Genomic DNA, 19246 nt, shown 5'->3' with positions numbered 1-19246 from the left:
ATCGAGGTTTGCGGGGCTGAGGAAAACTTCCGGAGCGGCACATTGCCACGTCGCGGCTGCGGGTTTATTCTGCGCACTACTATTTAATCCATGGCGAAGCTTTTCGAACCTCCCCGGTATATCGCAGTCGAAGGTCCCATCCGTGTCGGTAAGAGCACGCTGGCGAAGGTTGTCGCGGAGACTCTGCGCGCGCAGCGCATTTCGGAGCCCGAGGACAATAAGTTCCTCCGCTCTTTTTATGAGGGCGAACGGGGCGCAGCCTTCCAGGCGCAGATGGCTTTTCTTATTAAGCGCTACGAGCAGTTGCGGGCGCTCGCCCTGCCGAAGAACCCGAACAAAGTCATCGTCTCGGACTACATTTTCGAGAAGGACAAGATTTTTGCCTCGTTGAACCTCGACGATATGGAGTTCGATGTTTATGACCGCTACTACAAACTCTTTCACCAGGAGATTCCGGTTCCCGACCTGGTAATTTATCTGCAGGCCTCGACCGAGGTGCTGAAGAAGCGGCTGAAAAAGAAAAATGCGCCGGGCGAGGTCAAGGTGAGTGAGGAGTACATCGAGGCCGTGAACCAGGCGTACGAGCACTTCTTCTTTCACTACTCGGCGTCGGACCTGCTGATCGTGAATACCTCCGACATTGATTTTGTGGAGCGGAGCGAGGACCTGCAGGCGCTGCTCCGGCGGGTCTCGGAACCCATTCGCGGAACACAATATTTCCTGCCGCTCGGGCAGGACGCGGCGAACGCGGATTAAGGCAAAAATTTACAGAGCAGGTTGCGCGGAGATACGTGGTTTGCCCTGAAGGATTGTTGAACAACACCCACAGTGTGGCGTGGGGTTCCACATTTCTGCGCAGAGTAGCCGAATCTTTCGGCAGGTGGGACGAATTCAGCAATTTCGCCCTGAGTAGCTGCGGCAAGTGAATTGCAACGTCCGGTACATACGCCGACATCTCAAACGAAGTGAGTTCTCGGCAAAAAAGGTTCCCCATGCCCCGCCACTCGTCGCTTCGCCTGCTGCTTGCCAGCTTGTGTCTCCTCGTGTCTTTCACTTTGCCGGCCCTCGCCCAGGGCATTGATCTGCCACTCAGCTTCGAGCCCAATCTTGGGCAATCCGATCCGGCGGTGCGCTTCTTGTCGCATGGAAAGGGATACGGAATCTATTTGTCGCAGAACACGACAGTTCTGCAGATGGGTTCCGACCGGCTCGCGTTACAAGTCGCGGGCGGGCAAGCTCCCAGCGCAATCCGTGGCGAAGAGCCATTGACGGGCAAAGTGAATTACCTGCGTGGCGCCGATCGTTCGAGTTGGCTGCGAGGGGTTCCGACCTATGCGCGGGTGAGGATGAGCTCGGTGTATCCGGGCGTGGACCTGGTTTACTACGGCAACCATCGCCAGCTGGAATACGACTTCGTGGTGCACCCCGACGCGGATGCAAAGCAGATTGGGTTTGCGGCGAAGGACGCTGAGCTTCGGCTGAACCGCGATGGTCAGCTCACGATGACAGCGGGCGCTGCCGAAGTGCATTGGCATGCGCCGGTGGCTTACCAGGAGATTGACGGCAAACGCCACGCGGTAGAGGCGAAATATGAAATTGCGGGTTCGATGATCCGGTTTCACGTCGGTGCGTATGACCATTCGCACGATCTCGTGATTGACCCGGTGATGGTTTATTCAACGTACGTCGGCGGCAACGGTGGTGAGACGGGCGATGTTGGCAACGCAATCGCGGTGGATGCGGCGGGGAACGCCTACATCGCAGGAGTGGCGTCATCTACCAATTTTCCAGTGACGAGCGAGGCGATGCAGCCGTCGTCGCGTGGGAATGACGATGCCTTCGTGGCGAAGATCAATCCGCAGGGCACGGGCTACGTGTATGCCACTTATCTTGGAGGCGGCGGACAGGACATTGCCTGGGGGATCGCGATTGATGGCGCAGGCAACGCGTACGTCACGGGGCAAACTGGTTCCGGACTGCATGGACAGGCGGCGTTTCCGACGACAGCGGGCGCTTATCAGCGCACGCAAAATGCAAATGTGCTGAACAACAGTGTGTTCGTTGCAAAGCTCAGCGCGGATGGCACCGACCTGCTCTACTCGACGTATCTGACTGGCACGAACGATTCTACGGCGTCGGGAATTGCGGTGGACGGCGGGGGAAATGCTTATGTGCTCACGAACACCGCGGGCGGATTCCCGGTATCAGGCGCCGCATATCAGAAGACGGCAGGCACAGACCAGTGTCCGTACGAACAGTTTGCTGACGGCCAGGCACAAGTGGTCACGAAAGTAAATGCGACGGGATCGGCGCTGGTGTACTCGACGTATGTCGGCCACGGATGCGATTACGGTGCGGGCATCGCGGTGAACACCGCGGGCGAAGCTTACATTGTGGGGCATACGCAGGACAGCGCTTATCCGGTAACAAGCGGTGAGGTGGGATCGACGTTCGGCGGTGTGGTAGATGGATTCGTGACGCGCCTCAACGCGAGCGGAAGTGGGATCGTGTATTCCACGTTCCTTGGCGGTTCTCTAGCTGATTTTGCGAACGCGGTCGCGCTGGATTCTTCGGGATATGCGTACATCGCGGGTGGCACGGATGGCGACTTTCCCACGACTTCGAGCGCGTATCAGACAACGGCGAGCAACAACGGCTACCGCAAGGGATTCGTCACGAAGCTTAGTCCGATGGGCAAGGCGCTGATTTATTCGACGTACATTCGCGGCGCGGCAAATGTGTCGTTCAGTTCGATTGCTGTGGACAAGAGCCACTATGCGCACGTTACTGGCTATTCGGATGGGAGCCAATATCCGGCGACGAGCACGGCCGTGCAGGGCACGTGCCACCAGGGACCGAGTGGCTGCCTGACGCAGGCGGTGGTGACGAAGGTGAACGCGACGGGCTCGGGATTGTTGTATTCGAGCTACTTCGGCGCGAGCGACGCCAGCAATAACTACTTCCCGGGGAACATAGGCAATGGCATCGCCGTGGACAACAACGGCGGGTTCTACATCACGGGGCGCACCAGCGCGGGGCTGAAGACGACCAGCAGCGCGGCGGAACCGAGTTATCGTTCGAACAGCAACAGCACGGATGCGTTCGTGGCGAAGTTCAACGTGTATGGAACGTCTTCGGCTACCAAGGTGATCGTGCTCTTGCCTTTGGACGGATCGCTAGTGACGGCAAAGGCCGGCGTCAGCGCAACGGCTCTCGGGAGTTCCAGCCCGGTGGCGTACATGCAGGTGTACGTGGATGGCGTGAGAAAGGCGCAGGTTTCCGGCAGCACGATCCTAACCGTCGTTTCGCTGGGGACGGGCCAACACCGGATTACAGCGCAGGCGATCAACAAAGACAGCTCGATTGCGAAGAGCACGGTGTACGTCACCGCTAAGTAGTATTTGCCGGCGACCTCTCGCGATTTAGTCTCTTTCGCGAATCCTGCCGGGGTTCGCAGTCATCTGAGCCAGTAAGCCTGTTGTAGCGGAGAGCCAGCGGGAGTAGACTCCTCTTGGCCCATTCCAAAGACGGGCCCATCAGGTGGTATCCGCAGATGCGGAACTGCACTGGAGGCACAATGAGCATTGCCACGGGCGACTTCCGTTCTAAAGTCACGTCGTCGACACTTCTCGACAAGAAATCCAAGCACGATCCAATTACTTGCCTGACCGCCTACGACTACTCCACTGCGCGCCTGGTGGATGAAGCCGGGATTGACATGATCCTGGTGGGCGATTCGCTTGCCCAGACCATGCTGGGCTACGAGAACACGCTGCCGGTCACCATGGACGAGATGCTGCACCACACGCGGGCAGTTCGACGCGCGGTGCGTCATGCGTTCCTGATCGCAGATATGCCGTATGCGTCGTACCACGTTGGTGGGCGCGAATCGGTGCGCAACGCAGCACGCTTCATCAAGGAAGGCGGCGCGGAGGCGGTGAAGATCGAAGGCGGCGAGAACCGCGCTGCTTTGATCGATCGGCTGCTGGACGCGGAAGTTCCGGTGGTTGGGCACATTGGCCTGACACCGCAGTCGGTGCATCGCATGGGCGGCTATAAGGTGCAGGGCAAAACGATTCGGGACATCGAGCAACTCATGCGCGATGCAACGGCGCTTGATCGTGCCGGCGTTGTCGCGCTGGTGCTCGAGGGTATTCCGCGCGAAGTAGCGGCGATGATCACAGCTGAGGTCGAGACGCCAACGATTGGCATTGGCGCAGGGCCGGATTGCGACGGCCAGGTGCTGGTGTTTCACGACATCCTGAACCTGACGTTTGCACCTCCGGCTAAGTTCGTGCGTCGCTACGCGGATGCAGCGGAATTGATTACTGGCGCAGTGAAAGCGTTTCGCGACGACGTGAAGACGGGCAGCTATCCCAGCGATGACGAGTCGTATCACCTGCCGAAAGAAGCGCAGGCGACGCTGGAGATGGTGCAGAATCGCAAGCACGCAATGCGGAAGTAGCAGCATCGTTCGGAAATTCGAGTGCCCCATTCTGGCGGGTTCGTCCGTAGAGTGGGGCATTTTGCTTTACCCTATATATCCATGCGCATTGCCGCACTCTTACTGCTTTGTTCGACCCTCGCGTTTCCGCAGGCTGCGAAAACTCCCGCCACTCCGCCAACGAAGAAGCCGAGCGCGGGGCCGACCAAGCCGGGGATGTCGTATTTCTGCAACCAGGACCTCGGCTATTGTTTCGACTTTCCGTTAAGTTGGAAGATGCTCGGGCAGGTCTATGAAGGCTACGGGGCGGTGGTTGCACCGCAGCAGGCGGGCGACCAGGCAACTTGGGCGAACGTAACGGTGGCGGCAGTCGAGATCCCAACCGAAGAGGGCAAGAACCCGCCAACGGTGGAAGACCTGGTGACCACACTCGTCGGGAAAATGGCGCAGCAGACCGAAGCGATGGAAACGGCGCGCCGTTCGGAAGAGATATTGGCAGGACGTTCCGCGCAATTGATCGAGGTCCGCTATAACGAAAACAGCCAGCGCTGGAACGAGACCATCGTTGCGATGGACGGCGGCGATGGCATGTTCTACACCATCGTGTATAAAGCGCTTGCCGCGGACGCACCAAAGTACCAGAAGCAGGTCGAGGAGATCCTGAAGAGCTTCCGTATCAAGGAGTAGGTCTCAACGCAAACGGCGCAATTCGCATCCAACTAAGTTGCGCTGCTCCAAAAAAATGGGACGATACGTGAGACTACGCAAGCTGCTCGGCATTTTCATTTTTCTCTGTTCCACTGCATTCGCTCAGAACGTTCGCATCGCTCAATTGAGCGATTTGCATCTTGGACTCGCGCGCGCACCGCAAGCGGCCGATAACCTTCGGCACGCGGTGCAAATGATCAATGACCGCGGAGTGGACGCGGTCGTGGTCACCGGGGACATCGGCGAAAAACCCAGCGACTGGGATGAGGCCCGCGAAATCCTCGGCCGTCTCAAAGCACCGGTGTACTACATTCCCGGCAATCACGATATTCATGCAAACGACTTCGATCGTTATCGCAGAGTGTTTGGCGACGACTTCTACACAGTGCGTGTGAAAAACGTTGTCATCTACGGGCTCGACTCTGAAGTGTTTGGCAATTACGACAACTACGACGCGGCAAAGGCCTCGGTCCCGGCACCCGGCGACGAAGCACGCGAAGCAAAAGCAAAGATGATGCGTTGGCTGGAAGAGTCCGCGGGAAGACCACCTTCCGATCGGGATAAAGACAAAAATGACCGCGACAAAGACAAGCGGAAAGGCGAGAAACGGGATCACGACAGCGACGGCGACGACCACTTGGTCGTGATCGGCATGCAGCACATCCCGATTGCGCGGAACGGCAATTTTCCGCCCGATGCGCGGGCTTACTGGTTCATCCCGGAAGCCGATCGCCAGCGGGAATGCGAGTTGCTGAAGCGGCTCGGCATTCATGACATGCTGGTCGGACACTGGCACCACCACGATGAATACGAGTACTGCGGCATTCGGTGGCACGTGGCTTCGGCGACGAGCTGGCTGACGTGGGGAGGAGAGCTGGGATTCGACATCTTTACCGTTGCTCCCAACGGTGAATTGAAGGACGAATTTGTGCCGCTTGGAAAATAAGTTTCTTGTTACATCCACAAGAAAATCCCGTTTTGTGTTCTCTGATCTTCTGCGACGCTGTGGGGAAGCAATGTCCCGCGATACACTGAATTCATGCGCGTCGTCCGCACGATTGCCGAGATGCAAGCCATCTGTCGAACTCTGCACCGGGAAGGTAAAAGCATAGGCCTGGTACCCACGATGGGTGCTCTGCATGCAGGGCATATTTCTCTTGTCCGCACCGCGCGCACGCAGAATGACAGTGTCGTGGTCTCGATCTTCGTGAACCCCATCCAGTTCGGACCCAATGAAGACCTCGCGAAATATCCGCGGACGTTCGAACAGGATTGCGCGCAACTCGATCATGAGGGCGTGGATTTCGTGTTCTCTCCTGGTGTGGAGGAGATGTACCCGGAAGGCACGGCGACATTCGTTCATGTCGATGGATTAAGCGAAAAGCTCGACGGGCGTTCGCGACCGGGGCACTTCAAGGGCGTGACGACGGTGGTCTCGAAGCTCTTCCACATCATCCCGGCGGACCATGCTTACTTCGGGCAGAAGGATGCTGCGCAAGTGGCGGTCATCCGCAAGATGGTGCGCGACCAGAACTTCGACATTGATCTCATGATTTGCCCGATCGTGCGCGAGAAAGATGGGCTCGCGCTCAGCTCGCGCAATGCTTATCTGGATCCAACGCAGCGTCAACAGGCACTGGTTCTGCACCGCGCTCTCATGCGCGTACAGATGCTCGCCGACACCGGGCACACCGATGCCTACTATCTCGCGGAGGCGGGACGCGCGGTCATCGCGGAAGAACCGGGAGCGAAGCTGGACTATCTCGAAATCGTCGATCCCAACACGCTGGAGCCGATCACCGAGATCGGCAAGGGCGCGCTGGTGGCGGTGGCAGCGCAGATCGGCAACACGCGGCTGATTGACAATCTTGTGCTGCAAGCGGCAGGTAACGCTCGGGGGCCGAGGACGTCGTAGCCGCTATCTTGCCGGCGAGCCGGGATGATCGGCGAGAAAAAGCCGTTCCGCGCGCGCATCGACGCGCCACTGCACCCAGAACATCAGCGCAAGGATAAACACGCCGAGCGCTCGAACCGACCACAAATGTGCCGGAATGATGCCATAAGTCACGGAGGCCACCGCGATTACGGGTCGGATTGCGGTCATGGGGCCAAAGATCATGACGCTGGTGGCGCTGCGGATGTCCGTCGAGGGAATCCAGCGAACCAGGAACGACGCGAAAATCACGATGGCGTATGGGACCAGAACCCACAGCATTCGCTGGGCGGCACCAACCAGGTCCAGGGCGAGGGCGGCACGCTCGGTGGTGAGACGCCATGTTGCGAACAATGCCAGACCCGAGATCGCCGACGCAATCTGTGCGAGGAAAGCCCCGTACAACATGCCGTCGACGTAGTAACGCCGTTTGTGGATGAGCGAGCTGCGTCCAGCGCCGGAGCGGATGCCGCAGAGTGTACCGTCGGTGGTGGCGAGCACGTAGAGCGCGACGAGGATCACCGCAGCTCCCCCATGCGCCCGGCTCGCACGCCGAGCGCATGCAGAAATGGCTCGCGCAACTCGGGTCGAAAGCCGACAAGGGTGTGAAAGACGCGCGGCAGCGGCGTCGACCAGATCTTCTGGCCATACATTCCAATGAGAAAGTTCGACGTGCCCGCCCGCGCGGCAGAGGTCAGCTCACTTGCGGTATACGCGCGAACGGCGGAGAGCACGCCATCGTGTCTAGCTAGCGCGGTGCGCATACGGAGCCAGTGCCAGAAGCGCGAGCCGATCGGCGCAAGCGGACCGGGTTGGAAGTCGAAGTGAAAGAAAGCCTGTGACTCCGGCTGCTCATGCTGCGCGAAGAAGGAGCGGAGCGCGTCGCCGCGGAAGTGATGCACCACGCCGGTGGTAACAAAAATGTGCCCGGGTTCGGGGAGACGAAATGCGTCTGCGAGCACGAAGCGGCAGGGTAGATTTTCGGCTGACGCGAGCCTTCGGGCTTCCGCGATTAGCTCTGGGTTGAAATCGGCGCCAATGAGTTCGACATCCGGGCCGAAGTCACCACGCGCGGCAAGCCATCGGATCGCGAAGCCCGTGCCGCAGCCGACATCGACAACGCGATAGGGAGGCGGACGGCGCTCGCGCAACACGCGCAGCATTGGCCCGATCAACTCCCGCAAGCGACGCCCGTGCTGAAACTCTTCGGCGAGCCACTGCATCTCGGTGTGGACACGGACGAGAAGTCTGTCCACATAGTCGGGATCCAACGCGCCATCGCGCTCGGGGATCCGTTGCACAACACGCGCCGCCGAGTGGTTTCCCGACGCGAGGAAAGCAGCGATAGCGGCCTGCTTCGATACAGGACGGCGTGTCATCGTCTGCGGATCTATGTCGAGAATGACGTCCGAGACTTCCGGATCGGTGGTCCGCATATGGGCGCGAGTTTAGCAGGAAGCGCTAGGTGGTCTCGCGAGAAGTTCCGCACAGGTTTCGGGAACTGTACGTTTACTTGAGAGGGTCAATCATTTACCCTTCGGCCAAAGTTCATCCGAGCCCAAACATGGTCCGATCTCTCGTTACGATCCTCGCTACAGTGTTGTCGATAACCATACTCTTCGCGCAGCAGCAACCCGCCGATCGCATCTATCGGCATGGTGTGGTTTTTACGGCGGATGGGCAACAGACCGCCGCAGAAGCTGTGGCCGTGCGCGAAGGGCGCATTGTTTATGTAGGCGGCAATGCGGGCGTCGAGCCATTCGTCGGGAAGAATACAAAGGTCACGGACCTGCATGGCGGTTTCCTGATGCCGGGCCTTGTAGACGGCCACATGCATCCGTTGGAAGCCGGCCTGAAGCTGCAGAAGTGCAGCCTGAATTACGAACCGATTACCGTCGAGGAGATGCAGAAGCGCATCCAAGCCTGTCTCGACAAGACGAAGAACGAAGAACCCGACACATGGCTGGAGGTGGTGAGCTGGTTTCAAGAGGGCATGGTTCCTGCCGGCGTGAAGACCAGTCGCGCCACGCTGGATGCGCTCAAGACCAAGCGGCCGATCTTTGTTCTCTCGTCATTTGGTCACACGGCGCTCGCGAACAGCCGCGCACTGGCGCTGGCGAAGATCACGAAAGAAACGGCCGATCCGTTGGGCGGCAAGATTTGGCACGATGCTAACGGGAATCCGACTGGCTTGCTGGAAGATGCTGCGCAGGAGTTCTGTTCCAAACTCTTGCCTAAGCCGACGGCGCAAGACGACCTCGCCGCCGCAAAGCTTGCGCTGAAGGCGATGAACGCACAGGGAGTAACGACGTTTCTGGATGCCGACACTCCTGAAGGGAGTATGGTTGCGTTCACCGAACTTCAAAAGAGCGGCAAGCTGACCGCACGTGGGCACTTCGCGCCGCAAATCGCGCCGGAAGAAGCGGGTGATCCTGCAAAGGCTGTGGCGAAGATCGTTGCCTACGCGAAGAACTATGACCAGGGGGCTCCGAAAGTAAGCCCCGGCATCACCGTGCGCAACGCGAAGCTTTATTTGGATGGCGTAATTGCTGCGCCAGCACTAACCGGCAATATGCTCGAACCATACAGGGTGAATGCCGGTACCGAACAGGCTCCGAACTGGGTGCCGGGAAAGAGCCGCGGGCCGGATGTGTACTTCCAGGCGAAGCCGTTGGCGGAAATTCTTACCGGACTGGCGCGCGCCGGAATTGATCCTCACATGCACGTGGACGGCGATGGCGCCGTAAACGCTGCGTTGAATGGTATTGAAGCGATGCGTACAGCGGTTGGTTCGGCGGACATTCGTCCGGGACTGGCGCATTGCGAGATTGTTGGCCCCGCGAATTTCACACGTTTCAAAGCGCTCGGCGCGATTCCGGTGCTGTCGTTCCAGTGGGAGAAGCCGGCGGGCGATACCGTCGGTCTTACGAATTACTTTGGGCCGGAGCGGATGAAAATTCTCGAGCCGGCAGGACTGCTCGCCAATGCTGGAGCGCGCGTAGTGTACGGCAGCGATTGGCCGGTGGATCTGCTGGATGAGTGGTTCGCGCTGAAAGTTGGTGTGACGCGGATGAATGCGCCGAGCGCAGGATTCCAGGGAAAGCTTGGAGAAGATCCCGGACTATCGCCGGAGCAGGTGCTACGCGCGATCACCATAGATGCCGCGTATGAGCTTCATACAGAGCAGCTCACCGGATCGCTCGAAGTCGGCAAGGTCGCGGATCTCATCGTGCTGGATCGCAATCCGCTTAAGATTGCGCCGGAAGACATCGCAAACGTGAAGGTCCTCGAGACCGTTGTCGGCGGAAAGACGGTGTATGAAGCGACGCGGTAGATCAACGGGAGCGACGAAGAAAAAATCCGGAGCTCGACCGAAAGCTGCTCCGCGAAAGCGCCGTAGTTCGGGACGTGGGAAGTTTTTCGCGATTGCTGCCGTCGTGTTGCTCCTGGCGTTCCTGGGTTATCGCTTCGTGATTGGAACGGGCATCAATAGGAAACCAACGCCTGTGGTGGCGCAAGAATCGAGGTCGGAGGCGGAGCCGGAGTCAAATCCGGTGTCACTTGATCGCATCGTAGGCCAATGGACTCGTTCGGATACTCCGGCACGGATTGAGATTCGAAGCGTTCGAGACGACGGGCGCCTTGACGCCTCTTACTACAACCCACATTCCATCCACATTGAAACCGCCGCTGCCAAAAAGGAGCGGGACTATGTGCGGGTCTATCTCAAGCTGCAGGACCCGAGCGAGCCCGGTTCAACCTATCGTCTGAATTACGATCCCGCACTTGATGTCATGCGCGGCGATTACTACGACGGTGTGGCACGACAGAAGAACGAAGTCGCCTTCGCACGTTCGAAGTAAAGGCTGTTAGTTCTCGCAGTTGTGCGGTGGATTTCCCACTCCTAGCCTTCGTCCACGGCCAGCCGTGCCTGCCGGTCTCAGGAGGCTTCATGTCTTCCAATTCGCAGTCTCAGAGCCTCTTCTCGTTGCCGAATTGGCTGACTTCCTACCGCTCCGAGTGGCTGCGTCCCGACATCATTGCCGGGCTCACCGCCGCTGCCGTCGTCATCCCAAAGTCGATGGCGTATGCGACTATCGCCGGGCTGCCAGTGCAGGTCGGCCTCTACACGGCGTTCCTGCCGATGATCATCTACGCCGTTCTCGGCACCTCGCGTGTACTCAGCGTTAGCACAACGACAACAATCGCCATCCTTACTGCCGCGGAATTTGCGGAGGTGGTTCCGAACGGTGACGCCGCCTCTCTGCTTCGAGCTTCAGCGACCTTGACGCTCTTAGTTGGAGCGATGCTCGTGGTTGCATGCTTCCTGCGATTGGGGTTCGTGGCGAACTTCATTTCACAACCAGTACTCACCGGTTTTAAGGCCGGAATCGGCATCGTTATCGTGCTTGACCAGGTGCCAAAGCTTCTCGGAGTGCATATCCCTCGCGCAACGTTTTTGAAGAACGTGCTGGCGACGCTCCGGAGTATTCCTGAAACCAAGCTGCTCACCCTCGGGGTGAGCGTAACGGTGATTGTTCTGCTGGTCGCTCTCGAGCATTTCATGCCGAAGTCGCCAGCGCCCCTGATCGGGGTTGCTGTTGGCATTGCGGGCGCCTATTTCCTGCATTTGAGCACGCACGGCGTTGAACTGGTCGGGCGCATTCCGCAAGGATTGCCGCCGGTGACGCTTCCCGCGCTCGGGATGGTAGAGCATCTCTGGCCGGGTGCGCTCGGGATTGCGCTGATGAGCTTTACCGAGACGATTGCGGCGGGCCGCGCCTTCGCGAAGAGCGACGAGCCTTGGCCGCAGGCCAACCGTGAGTTGATGGCTACGGGTTTGGCCAACGTAGGCGGCGCTCTGCTCGGCGCCATGCCGGGCGGTGGTGGAACTACGCAGACAGCGGTGAATCGCCTCGCCGGAGCTCGCACCCAGGTGGCGGAACTCGTGACCGGCGCCATGACGCTGGTGACCATGTTGCTTCTGGCGCCGATGATTGCCCTCATGCCACAGGCGACGCTCGCGGCCGTGGTGATCGTGTACTCGGTAGGCTTAATCAAGCCTGCAGAGTTCCGCGAGATCCTCCGTGTGCGCCGAACCGAGTTCCTCTGGGCCGTGATCGCGATGGCAGGAGTGGTCCTTGTTGGAACGTTAAAAGGCATCCTCGTGGCAATCATCGCTTCGCTGGTCGCGCTTGCGTATCAGGTCGCAAATCCATCGGTCTATGTTTTGGGACGCAAGCCTGGCACGAACATTTTCCGGCCGCGTTCGGCAGAGCATCCTGAAGACGAGACCTATCCGGGGCTGCTGATGGTGCGGCCGGAGGGCCGAATCTTCTTTGCCAATGCGGAGAATTTGTCGCATAAGGTCTGGGTGCTGATAGATGAGGCGAAGCCGAACGTCGTGATCGTGGACATGCGTGCGGTCTTCGACCTCGAATATACCGCCCTCAAAATGTTCACCGAAGGCGAGAAGAAGCAGCGCGAATATGGCATGCGTCTGTGGCTGGTTGGGATGAATCCGCATGTGTTCGATATGGTGCAGAAGTCTGCGCTCGGAGAATCGCTCGGACGGGAGGGGATGCACCTGAACCTGGAGAGCGCGGTGGCGAAGTACGCGGAGCATGCATCGCTCCCGGCGACGGTATAGATTTCGCGTGTCAGCGTTGGATTATCTGAGTCGGTAAAGTCCCCAGGTGGCCAGGGTGCAGACATCGGGAATGCGGCCTTCGCGTAACATCGCCTCGAAATCAGCAATGAGGACGCGATGCAATTGCAAGTCGTGCTCCTCGGGGTCGGGTTCTTTTTCGGCGTGCGTTAGGCCGGTGGCGAGAAAGATGTGCATCTTCTGGTTGGCGTATCCGTAGGCGACATAAGTCGTTCCGAGGAATTGCATGCGTTCTGCCACCAAGCCAGTCTCTTCTCTCAGTTCGCCGCGCGCGAGCTCTTCGGGATCGACATCCTGCATCTCCCAGCCACCCTGCGGGAACTCGAGATAGCGCTGCTGCACGGTGTAGCGAAACTGCTCTACGAGATAAACATGATCGCCGTCGATCGGAATGATGATGGCGCAGTCGTCTTTGTCCACCACACCATAAATTCCTTCCACGCCGTTACCGCGCAGGATGCGGTCTTCGCGCAGGCGTAGCCAGGGGTTGCGGTAGATCTCACGCGTTGAAAGCGTCTTGATACTCATGGCTCCTCAGCTTTGTGACTCCTACACTCCTGTGAGGATAAAAGAGTGCGCGACGCGAAGCTCCATGCTACGTGACGGTCAATGTCAAGCTGGCTGAATCTCCACCGCTGGTGCAGCCCAGGTCGCCGGAGAGGTTGCTGGGCGTATGCACCGAAATCTTAGCCGTACCAGGTGCGGCAATCTGAGTCGTGGTGATCGTTGCCTGTAGACGGGTCGCACTTACAACGGTCGTGGCCAGGGGCGCGCCATTCAATTCGATAATCGAAGACGAGACAAATTTGCTCCCATCCACCGTGAGGGTGAGCGATGCCTGCACATCGGCGAAAGTCGCCGAGCTGGGTGTAATCGTCGCTATGACTGGGACAGGTCGGGCACTATTGCAAACCAGGTCGATAGGAGAACAGCTTGCAAAAAAAAGCGCAGCAGCGATGACAGCTACCATCGCTCCGAGACGGCGAGTTGTAAACAAGGAACTCCTTTCATTTCCAACCTCTGCAATCTTCCAGAAGCTGGGGCTGCCGTACTCGCCAAGGCGAGAGTCGACAGCCCGGATTAGAGAATTGTTCTCGGCGCTGAGCTAATCCAGCGTAGGCTTCTTCTCGGCGATCAGCTTCTCAATTCGCTCCACGAAGGAATCGAGTGGCACCGTCTCCGTCTTATCTTTGCCGCGGGTGCGGACATTCACCGAGGTGGCCTCTGCCTCCTTGTCGCCCACGACGAGGATGAACGGCACTTTCTGCAACGCATGCTCGCGGATCTTCGCGTTCATCTTCTCGTTGCGCCCGTCCACTTCCACGCGGATGCCCTTGGCCTTAAGCACGTCTCCAACCTTGTTGGCATACTCAAGGTGCTTTTCGCCGATGGGCACCAGCACCGTCTGCACTGGTGATAGCCACACCGGGAACGCGCCCGCATAGTGCTCGATGAGCACGCCGAAGAAGCGTTCAATGGAGCCGTAGAGCGCACGGTGCACCATGAGCGGCTGATGGCGCTTGCCGTCTTCGCCCACGTACTCAAGTTCGAAGCGCTGCGGCAAGGTGAAGTCGAACTGCACCGTCGAGAGCTGCCAGAGGCGTCCGATGGCGTCCACGAGCTTGACGTCAATCTTCGGCCCGTAGAATGCCGCTTCGCCTGGCATGGACTTATACGGAATCCCACGCGCGTCGAGCACCTTCTTCAGCGAGCCCTGTGCGAGGTTCCACTGCTCGTCGGTTCCGATGAAGCTCTTGCGATCATTCGGATCCCACTCGCTCAGTTCAACCTTGAACTCGTTGAAGCCGTAGGTGTGCAGGACAGAGATGGCGAAATCGATACAGCCGCTGATTTCGTCTTCAATCTGGCTGGGCGTGCAGAAGATGTGCGCATCGTCCTGGGTAAAGCCGCGGACACGCAACAACCCGTGCATCACGCCGGAGCGCTCGTAGCGGTATACCGTTCCCATCTCACCGAGACGCATGGGCAGATCGCGATAGGAACGGAGCTGGTCACGATAAATGAGGACATGGCCGGGGCAGTTCATCGGCTTCAGCATGTACTCGGCATCATCGAGTTCCATGGGCGTGAAGAAGTTCTGCTTGTAATAACCGGTGTGGCCGCTGATCTTCCAGAGGTCGGTGCGCGCCACATGCGGAGTTACGACGAGCGAGTATCCGCGTTTCAGATACTCCTCGCGCATCCAGTCTTCCATCTCCTTGCGAATGATGCCGCCCTTCGGATGCCAGAAGATCAGCCCGGGGCCGGCGAGTTCTTGAATCGAGAACAAATCGAGCTGCTTGCCGAGCACGCGATGATCGCGCTTCTTCGCTTCTTCCAGCTTGGCGAAGTACTCGTCCATGTCTTTCTTCGAAAAGAACGAGGTGCCATAGATGCGCTGGAGTTGCGGGTTCTTCTCGTCGCCGAGCCAGTAGGCGCCGGCGATATTCAGCAGCTTGAACGCCTTGATCTTCCCGGTCGAGGGAATGTGCGGGCCGCGGCAAAAGTCGAGGAACTTGCCGGTCTTATAAATCGAGATCTTTTCATCGGGCTTGGTGAACTGTTCGATGAAGTGGCACTTCATGAAGTCGCCTTCGGTCTTGAAGCGCTCCAGACTTTCCTCTCGGGGCAGGAACTCACGCGCGTAAGGCACGTCTTCCTTCACCAACTCCTGCATGCGCTTCTCGATCTTCTCGAGGTCTTCGGGGGTGAACGGCGTTTGCCGATAGAAATCGTAGAAGAAACCGTTCTCGGTGGAGGGACCATGGCCGAGCTTGGTTTCCGGGAAGAGATCGAGTACGGCTGCCGCCAGCAAGTGCGCGGACGAGTGGCGATAGACCTCGAGCGCTTCGGGGTCGCGATCGGTGAGGAGTTTCAGTTCGCTGTCTTCTTCAAGCGGACGAGTCAGGTCCACGAGCCTTGCTTCGGGCTGGTCGCCGTTGTGTGGAAGCGGTGCGACCTTCGCGGCCAAAGCGGCGTCGGCCAGGCGCGGGCTGATGCCTTTTGCGATATCGAGGGCAGTGGTGCCTTTGGAGACTTCTTTTACGCTTCCGTCGGGGAGTTTTACTTTGATTTGGTCAGACATGATCGACTTTCTCCACGCCTCTGGCGTGGGCCGCGCGACCTACGAACGCCGCGTCGGTGGTAGTGCAGAACTTTGAGTGTATCGAAGGAGATAGCTGTGCAGCAATCCGCCGTCCCGGCTATCGAGCAGCCAGGAGGCGGCGCGCTGTTCGTGTTTCGAGGACAACGAACACTACGAGGGCGCTAACGCCGCAGATGGCGGCGAGCGGAAAGGCGAAGAACCGGTAGGCAACGGTCATATCAATCGGGGCGTTGCGGTGCATAAGGCTACGGACAACCTGGACGAGGATGCCCGCGAAAAGGCCCAAGCCCATGCCCAATCCGGTGCACGTGACCGTGAAGACGATCGTCCGCACCACCGATGCGCTCACTATCGAGATGGCGCTCCGGCGCGCTTTTACCCGGCTGGCCACAGCAGTACTCATTCCTTTAAAAGGGTACAACAAATCCAGAGTAGCCCGCCGAAAGGTACCTTCTCTTATGCTGGAGTAAAATCATTGTTTCCATGAGTGAAACCGCGCCCCTCACCCACACCCCGGCCGATGTTGTTCGACTTGCTCCCGTTTCGCAATCGCTGAATGGGATCTGCTATGCCACTATGGGCCAGCTCACCGTGCCTTCATTCGAACTTGAACGGATGGTAAGTACTGTGCCGACGTCGATCGCCAAGGCCCTCAATCGCAAGGCGTATTACTTCGTTCCGCTCACGTTGGGGCAGGGCGAAGATACGCTCGTCGCGGACCGATACGATGTTGCACTCAGCGATCAGGCCACCTGCCATCGCAATTTCAAGGTTGGCGATTCAGAGTGTGTGTTCATCTCCACGCGCCTGATGGAAGACCGCTTCTCGATCGCGTTTGAGTTCTTCATCAACGTCGGGCATGGATTCGTGGACCAGGTTGGCGTGTCCGGAGAGTTCTCCGATCTCGCGTGGAAACAGGTGTTGGACAAGGTGAGAGGCGAGACCAGTCTCGACGGCTACGAGCTACGCAAGATCGCAACCTCTTCCAGCACCGAGGCCGAGAAGGCGAAGAACGATTACCTCGCAGCCGTTTTTGCCGACGCCATCGCGATCTATCTGCTCTCGCTCTACATTGATTTCGACTATTACGATTTGCGCGAGCGCGATTATCCGCTGCTGGCGCCGACAGCTCTCGCCGAGCGGCTGCGCAATGTGAACGGGCTTTTCCCGCCAAATCCAGGTTTCGAGTTCGCCGTGTGCTACAAGCGGCGGCAATAAGCATGGCGCTGGTCGAGGTGCGTCACCTCACTAAGGTCTTCGCGGGGGAGACTCTGCTTGGGGGCCGAATCAGCGAAGTGTGCGCCGTTGACGACGTTTCTCTCACCATTGAGCGCGGCGAAACGCTTGGCCTCGTTGGCGAATCCGGGTCTGGCAAGAGCACATTAGGCCGACTCATTCTCCGACTGATCGAGCCTACCTTGGGCGAGATATTCTTCGAAGGCCGCGACCTCCTTCGCGCGAACCACTCCGAACTGCGGCATCTCCGGCGCGACATGCAGATCATCTTCCAGGATCCTTTCGGATCCCTTAATCCGCGAATGCGCGTCGCGGACGTGCTTGCTGAGCCGTATTTGGTCCACGAGAAAATGACCGCCGAAACCGTTCGCGCGAAGACCTCAGAACTGTTGAAGGCGGTTGGCCTCGACGCCTCGGCTCTGACTCGCTATCCGCACGAGTTCAGCGGAGGCCAACGCCAGCGTATCGGGATCGCCCGGGCCCTGGCGCTGCGCCCGAAACTAATCGTTGCCGACGAGCCCGTCTCTGCACTCGATGTCAGTGTGGGTGCTCAGATTGTGAACCTGCTACAGCGGCTCCAGCGAGAGTTCTCACTGACCTATCTGTTCATCTCCCATTCCATGCCGGTGGTTCGCTATCTTTCGACGCGGATTGCGGTTATGCGGTTTGGGAAATTGCTGGAAGTCGGCTCGGCTGAACAAATTACAGAGCGTCCGCAGGACTCCTACACGCAGTCGTTGCTGGCCGCCACCCCGGAAATCACGCTCTCATAACCGGCGCTCGCCGGTTTTCCAACGAAGGCTGCCGATATTACCGCCCCGTAATCGAAAATCGAGTGCTAGAATCCGCGCCAAGTTTCAGCTTGGAGAAAACCTATGTCCAGTCAAGCAGTGGCGCCTCCGGCGGGTGAACCGTTGTCTGAAGGCGCTCGTGTTATCAACACCTTCGTTGCGCCCAGCAAGACCTTCGCCGACATCAATCGCAGCGCGATGTGGTGGTTGCCATTCGTGATCATGGTGATCGTCAGCATAGCTTTCGTATTCGTTGTCGACAAGAAGATTGGCTTCGAGAAAGTTACCGAAAACCAGGTAAAACTGAATCCCAAGCAGTACGACCAGCTCGAGCAGCTGCCCCCGGACCAACGTGAGCAGCGCATGGCCGTCGGCGCTAAGTTTTCGCGGTATATCTCCTATGGATATCCCGTAATCGCCCTGATTTTCCTCACCATTGTCTCGCTGATCTTGTGGGGCAGCTATAGCTTTGGCGCTGGAGCACAGGTCAGCTTCGGGAAATCGATGGCTGTTGTGGTCTACGCCAATATGGTGGGTATCATGAAGGCAATATTGGCCATCATTACGATCTTCGCTGGCGCAGATACCGACAACTTTACCTTCCAAAATCCAGTGGCAACGAACCTGGGGTTCCTGATCGATCCTCTGCAGCACAAAGTGCTCTATGCACTCGGCACTTCCATCGACATCGTCAACTTCTGGATCCTGGCACTGGTTGCGATCGGCTTTACCTACGTGTGCAAGGTGAAGAAGGGAACGTCTTTCGCGATCGTCTTCGGCTGGTGGGCAGTGCTCACGCTCATTGGAGTGGGTGCGGCGGCGATCTTCTAACCACGAACAACTTTTCTAAAGCCGCCCGCGGGCGGCTTTTTCGTGCCCAGGAAGTCGTACAATACCGCTCATCATGAGCATTTTGAAGCTGTGCGACCAGTCCCCCGCTTTTGTGAGCATTAACGCGTCTGTCGCCGACGCAATCACGATGATGATCGACCGCCACGCTGGCGCTGTTGCGGTAGTGGAGGAGAACCACGTCGTTGCCGGGATGTTCAGCGAACGCGACGTGATGAGAAAATTCGCTCTGAGCGGCCGCTCGGCGGAGTCCACGCCGGTGCGCGAATATATGAGCCAGTACGTGGTGATGGGATCGCCCGAGACCACGCCGGCCGAAGCCCTCCAGGTAATGATCGAATCGCGCCATCGCCATCTGCCGATCGTGGACTCGGATGGAAAGCTTCTTGGCGTCATTTCGATTCGCCATGTACTCGAAGCGCAAGTGGATCTGCTGACCGAGCAGTTGCGCCGGAGCGAGGAGGATCGCTCCGCTTCAAACACTATTCAATAGTGTTGAGTGGCACTTTAG

Annotated in this window: 19 protein-coding genes; 13 read left to right on the top strand and 6 right to left on the bottom strand. The window is 58.5% G+C overall.

Annotation, left to right across the window (positions count from 1 at the left end; genetic code table 11):
* The first annotated feature begins 90 nt into the window (after nt 1-90).
* The 6 genes from ACID345_RS24720 to panC all read left to right on the top strand — a co-directional run bounded on the left by ACID345_RS24720 (nt 91) and on the right by panC (nt 7067).
* Nucleotides 91-756 (top strand): deoxynucleoside kinase, encoded by a 666-nt coding sequence (locus ACID345_RS24720; RefSeq protein ID WP_011525543.1) that lies wholly within the window; start codon nt 91-93, stop codon nt 754-756.
* A 236-nt stretch (nt 757-992) separates the two neighbouring features.
* Nucleotides 993-3398: an SBBP repeat-containing protein gene (locus ACID345_RS24715; protein WP_011525542.1), complete on the top strand. Its 2406-nt coding sequence runs from the start codon at nt 993-995 to the stop codon at nt 3396-3398.
* A gap of 179 nt (nt 3399-3577) precedes the next feature.
* Nucleotides 3578-4465, top strand: coding sequence for a 3-methyl-2-oxobutanoate hydroxymethyltransferase (gene panB, locus ACID345_RS24710; protein ID WP_011525541.1), 888 nt, complete (start codon nt 3578-3580; stop codon nt 4463-4465).
* A gap of 81 nt (nt 4466-4546) precedes the next feature.
* The gene (locus ACID345_RS24705) at nt 4547-5131 is read left to right on the top strand and encodes a PsbP-related protein (RefSeq protein WP_041856074.1); all 585 of its coding nucleotides are present in this window, start codon (nt 4547-4549) and stop codon (nt 5129-5131) included.
* 67 nt (nt 5132-5198) lie between these two features.
* Nucleotides 5199-6098 (top strand): metallophosphoesterase family protein, encoded by a 900-nt coding sequence (locus tag ACID345_RS24700; protein WP_011525539.1) that lies wholly within the window; start codon nt 5199-5201, stop codon nt 6096-6098.
* A 93-nt stretch (nt 6099-6191) separates the two neighbouring features.
* Nucleotides 6192-7067, top strand: coding sequence for a pantoate--beta-alanine ligase (gene panC / locus ACID345_RS24695; protein WP_011525538.1), 876 nt, complete (start codon nt 6192-6194; stop codon nt 7065-7067).
* A 3-nt stretch (nt 7068-7070) separates the two neighbouring features.
* Here the strand turns inward: panC and ACID345_RS24690 are convergent, their stop codons facing one another.
* Complete coding sequence (locus ACID345_RS24690) at nt 7071-7607, bottom strand: hypothetical protein (RefSeq protein WP_011525537.1); 537 nt, start codon at nt 7605-7607, stop codon at nt 7071-7073.
* Nucleotides 7604-8521 (bottom strand): class I SAM-dependent methyltransferase, encoded by a 918-nt coding sequence (locus tag ACID345_RS24685; protein ID WP_011525536.1) that lies wholly within the window; start codon nt 8519-8521, stop codon nt 7604-7606. The genes ACID345_RS24690 and ACID345_RS24685 overlap by 4 nt, the downstream gene beginning before the upstream one ends.
* Before the next feature lie 128 nt (nt 8522-8649).
* Here ACID345_RS24685 and ACID345_RS24680 point away from each other — a divergent pair, with 128 nt between their 5' ends.
* The 3 genes from ACID345_RS24680 (at nt 8650) to ACID345_RS24670 (ending at nt 12735) form a co-directional block, all read left to right on the top strand.
* The gene (locus tag ACID345_RS24680; RefSeq protein WP_011525535.1) at nt 8650-10419 is read left to right on the top strand and encodes an amidohydrolase; all 1770 of its coding nucleotides are present in this window, start codon (nt 8650-8652) and stop codon (nt 10417-10419) included.
* Nucleotides 10403-10948 carry a hypothetical protein gene (locus ACID345_RS24675; RefSeq protein WP_041856072.1) on the top strand — a complete coding sequence of 182 codons (546 nt, stop codon included), beginning with the start codon at nt 10403-10405 and terminating at the stop codon, nt 10946-10948. Before ACID345_RS24680 ends, ACID345_RS24675 begins: the two co-directional genes overlap by 17 nt.
* Nucleotides 10949-11037: 89 nt before the next feature.
* Entirely contained in the window at nt 11038-12735 is a 1698-nt protein-coding gene (locus tag ACID345_RS24670; RefSeq protein WP_011525533.1) for a SulP family inorganic anion transporter, read from the top strand.
* Nucleotides 12736-12756: 21 nt separating this feature from the next.
* Here the strand turns inward: ACID345_RS24670 and ACID345_RS24665 are convergent, their stop codons facing one another.
* From ACID345_RS24665 to ACID345_RS24650, 4 genes are all read right to left on the bottom strand, one after another.
* Nucleotides 12757-13281, bottom strand: a complete 525-nt coding sequence (locus ACID345_RS24665; RefSeq protein WP_011525532.1) for an NUDIX domain-containing protein — start codon at nt 13279-13281, stop codon at nt 12757-12759.
* A 67-nt stretch (nt 13282-13348) separates the two neighbouring features.
* Nucleotides 13349-13750, bottom strand: a complete 402-nt coding sequence (locus ACID345_RS26750; protein WP_148210253.1) for an IPT/TIG domain-containing protein — start codon at nt 13748-13750, stop codon at nt 13349-13351.
* A 108-nt stretch (nt 13751-13858) separates the two neighbouring features.
* Entirely contained in the window at nt 13859-15838 is a 1980-nt protein-coding gene (gene thrS, locus ACID345_RS24655) for a threonine--tRNA ligase (RefSeq protein ID WP_011525531.1), read from the bottom strand.
* 118 nt (nt 15839-15956) lie between these two features.
* Complete coding sequence (locus ACID345_RS24650; protein WP_041856070.1) at nt 15957-16262, bottom strand: hypothetical protein; 306 nt, start codon at nt 16260-16262, stop codon at nt 15957-15959.
* 80 nt (nt 16263-16342) lie between these two features.
* Between ACID345_RS24650 and ACID345_RS24645 the strand changes: the two genes are divergently transcribed.
* The 4 genes from ACID345_RS24645 (at nt 16343) to ACID345_RS24630 (ending at nt 19228) form a co-directional block, all read left to right on the top strand.
* On the top strand, nt 16343-17077 hold the full coding sequence (locus tag ACID345_RS24645) for a hypothetical protein (RefSeq protein ID WP_011525529.1): 735 nt from the start codon (nt 16343-16345) through the stop codon (nt 17075-17077).
* Nucleotides 17078-17079: 2 nt separating this feature from the next.
* Entirely contained in the window at nt 17080-17868 is a 789-nt protein-coding gene (locus ACID345_RS24640; protein ID WP_011525528.1) for an ABC transporter ATP-binding protein, read from the top strand.
* Between the two features lie 102 nt (nt 17869-17970).
* Entirely contained in the window at nt 17971-18717 is a 747-nt protein-coding gene (locus ACID345_RS24635; RefSeq protein WP_011525527.1) for a YIP1 family protein, read from the top strand.
* A gap of 73 nt (nt 18718-18790) precedes the next feature.
* Complete coding sequence (locus ACID345_RS24630; RefSeq protein ID WP_011525526.1) at nt 18791-19228, top strand: CBS domain-containing protein; 438 nt, start codon at nt 18791-18793, stop codon at nt 19226-19228.
* Nucleotides 19229-19246 lie beyond the last annotated feature (18 nt).

Source organism: Candidatus Koribacter versatilis Ellin345 (assembly GCF_000014005.1).
GTDB classification, from domain to species: domain Bacteria; phylum Acidobacteriota; class Terriglobia; order Terriglobales; family Acidobacteriaceae; genus Korobacter; species Korobacter versatilis_A.
Note: the sequence above shows the minus strand (reverse complement) of the source record. Positions and strands in the feature narration are given on the sequence as shown.

Bases quoted from the DNA above. Each gene is read 5' to 3' on its own strand.
- ACID345_RS24715 (WP_011525542.1), top strand. From the start codon at position 993: ATGCCCCGCCACTCGTCGCTTCGCCTGCTGCTTGCCAGCTTGTGTCTC.
- thrS (WP_011525531.1), bottom strand. From the start codon at position 15,838: ATGTCTGACCAAATCAAAGTAAAACTCCCCGACGGAAGCGTAAAAGAA.
- ACID345_RS24685 (WP_011525536.1), bottom strand. From the start codon at position 8,521: ATGCGGACCACCGATCCGGAAGTCTCGGACGTCATTCTCGACATAGAT.
- ACID345_RS24650 (WP_041856070.1), bottom strand. From the start codon at position 16,262: ATGAGTACTGCTGTGGCCAGCCGGGTAAAAGCGCGCCGGAGCGCCATC.
- ACID345_RS24630 (WP_011525526.1), top strand. From the start codon at position 18,791: ATGAGCATTTTGAAGCTGTGCGACCAGTCCCCCGCTTTTGTGAGCATT.
- ACID345_RS24645 (WP_011525529.1), top strand. From the start codon at position 16,343: ATGAGTGAAACCGCGCCCCTCACCCACACCCCGGCCGATGTTGTTCGA.
- panB (WP_011525541.1), top strand. From the start codon at position 3,578: ATGAGCATTGCCACGGGCGACTTCCGTTCTAAAGTCACGTCGTCGACA.
- ACID345_RS24705 (WP_041856074.1), top strand. From the start codon at position 4,547: ATGCGCATTGCCGCACTCTTACTGCTTTGTTCGACCCTCGCGTTTCCG.
- ACID345_RS24665 (WP_011525532.1), bottom strand. From the start codon at position 13,281: ATGAGTATCAAGACGCTTTCAACGCGTGAGATCTACCGCAACCCCTGG.
- ACID345_RS24670 (WP_011525533.1), top strand. From the start codon at position 11,038: ATGTCTTCCAATTCGCAGTCTCAGAGCCTCTTCTCGTTGCCGAATTGG.
- ACID345_RS24720 (WP_011525543.1), top strand. From the start codon at position 91: ATGGCGAAGCTTTTCGAACCTCCCCGGTATATCGCAGTCGAAGGTCCC.
- ACID345_RS24640 (WP_011525528.1), top strand. From the start codon at position 17,080: ATGGCGCTGGTCGAGGTGCGTCACCTCACTAAGGTCTTCGCGGGGGAG.
- panC (WP_011525538.1), top strand. From the start codon at position 6,192: ATGCGCGTCGTCCGCACGATTGCCGAGATGCAAGCCATCTGTCGAACT.
- ACID345_RS24675 (WP_041856072.1), top strand. From the start codon at position 10,403: ATGAAGCGACGCGGTAGATCAACGGGAGCGACGAAGAAAAAATCCGGA.
- ACID345_RS24680 (WP_011525535.1), top strand. From the start codon at position 8,650: ATGGTCCGATCTCTCGTTACGATCCTCGCTACAGTGTTGTCGATAACC.
- ACID345_RS24635 (WP_011525527.1), top strand. From the start codon at position 17,971: ATGTCCAGTCAAGCAGTGGCGCCTCCGGCGGGTGAACCGTTGTCTGAA.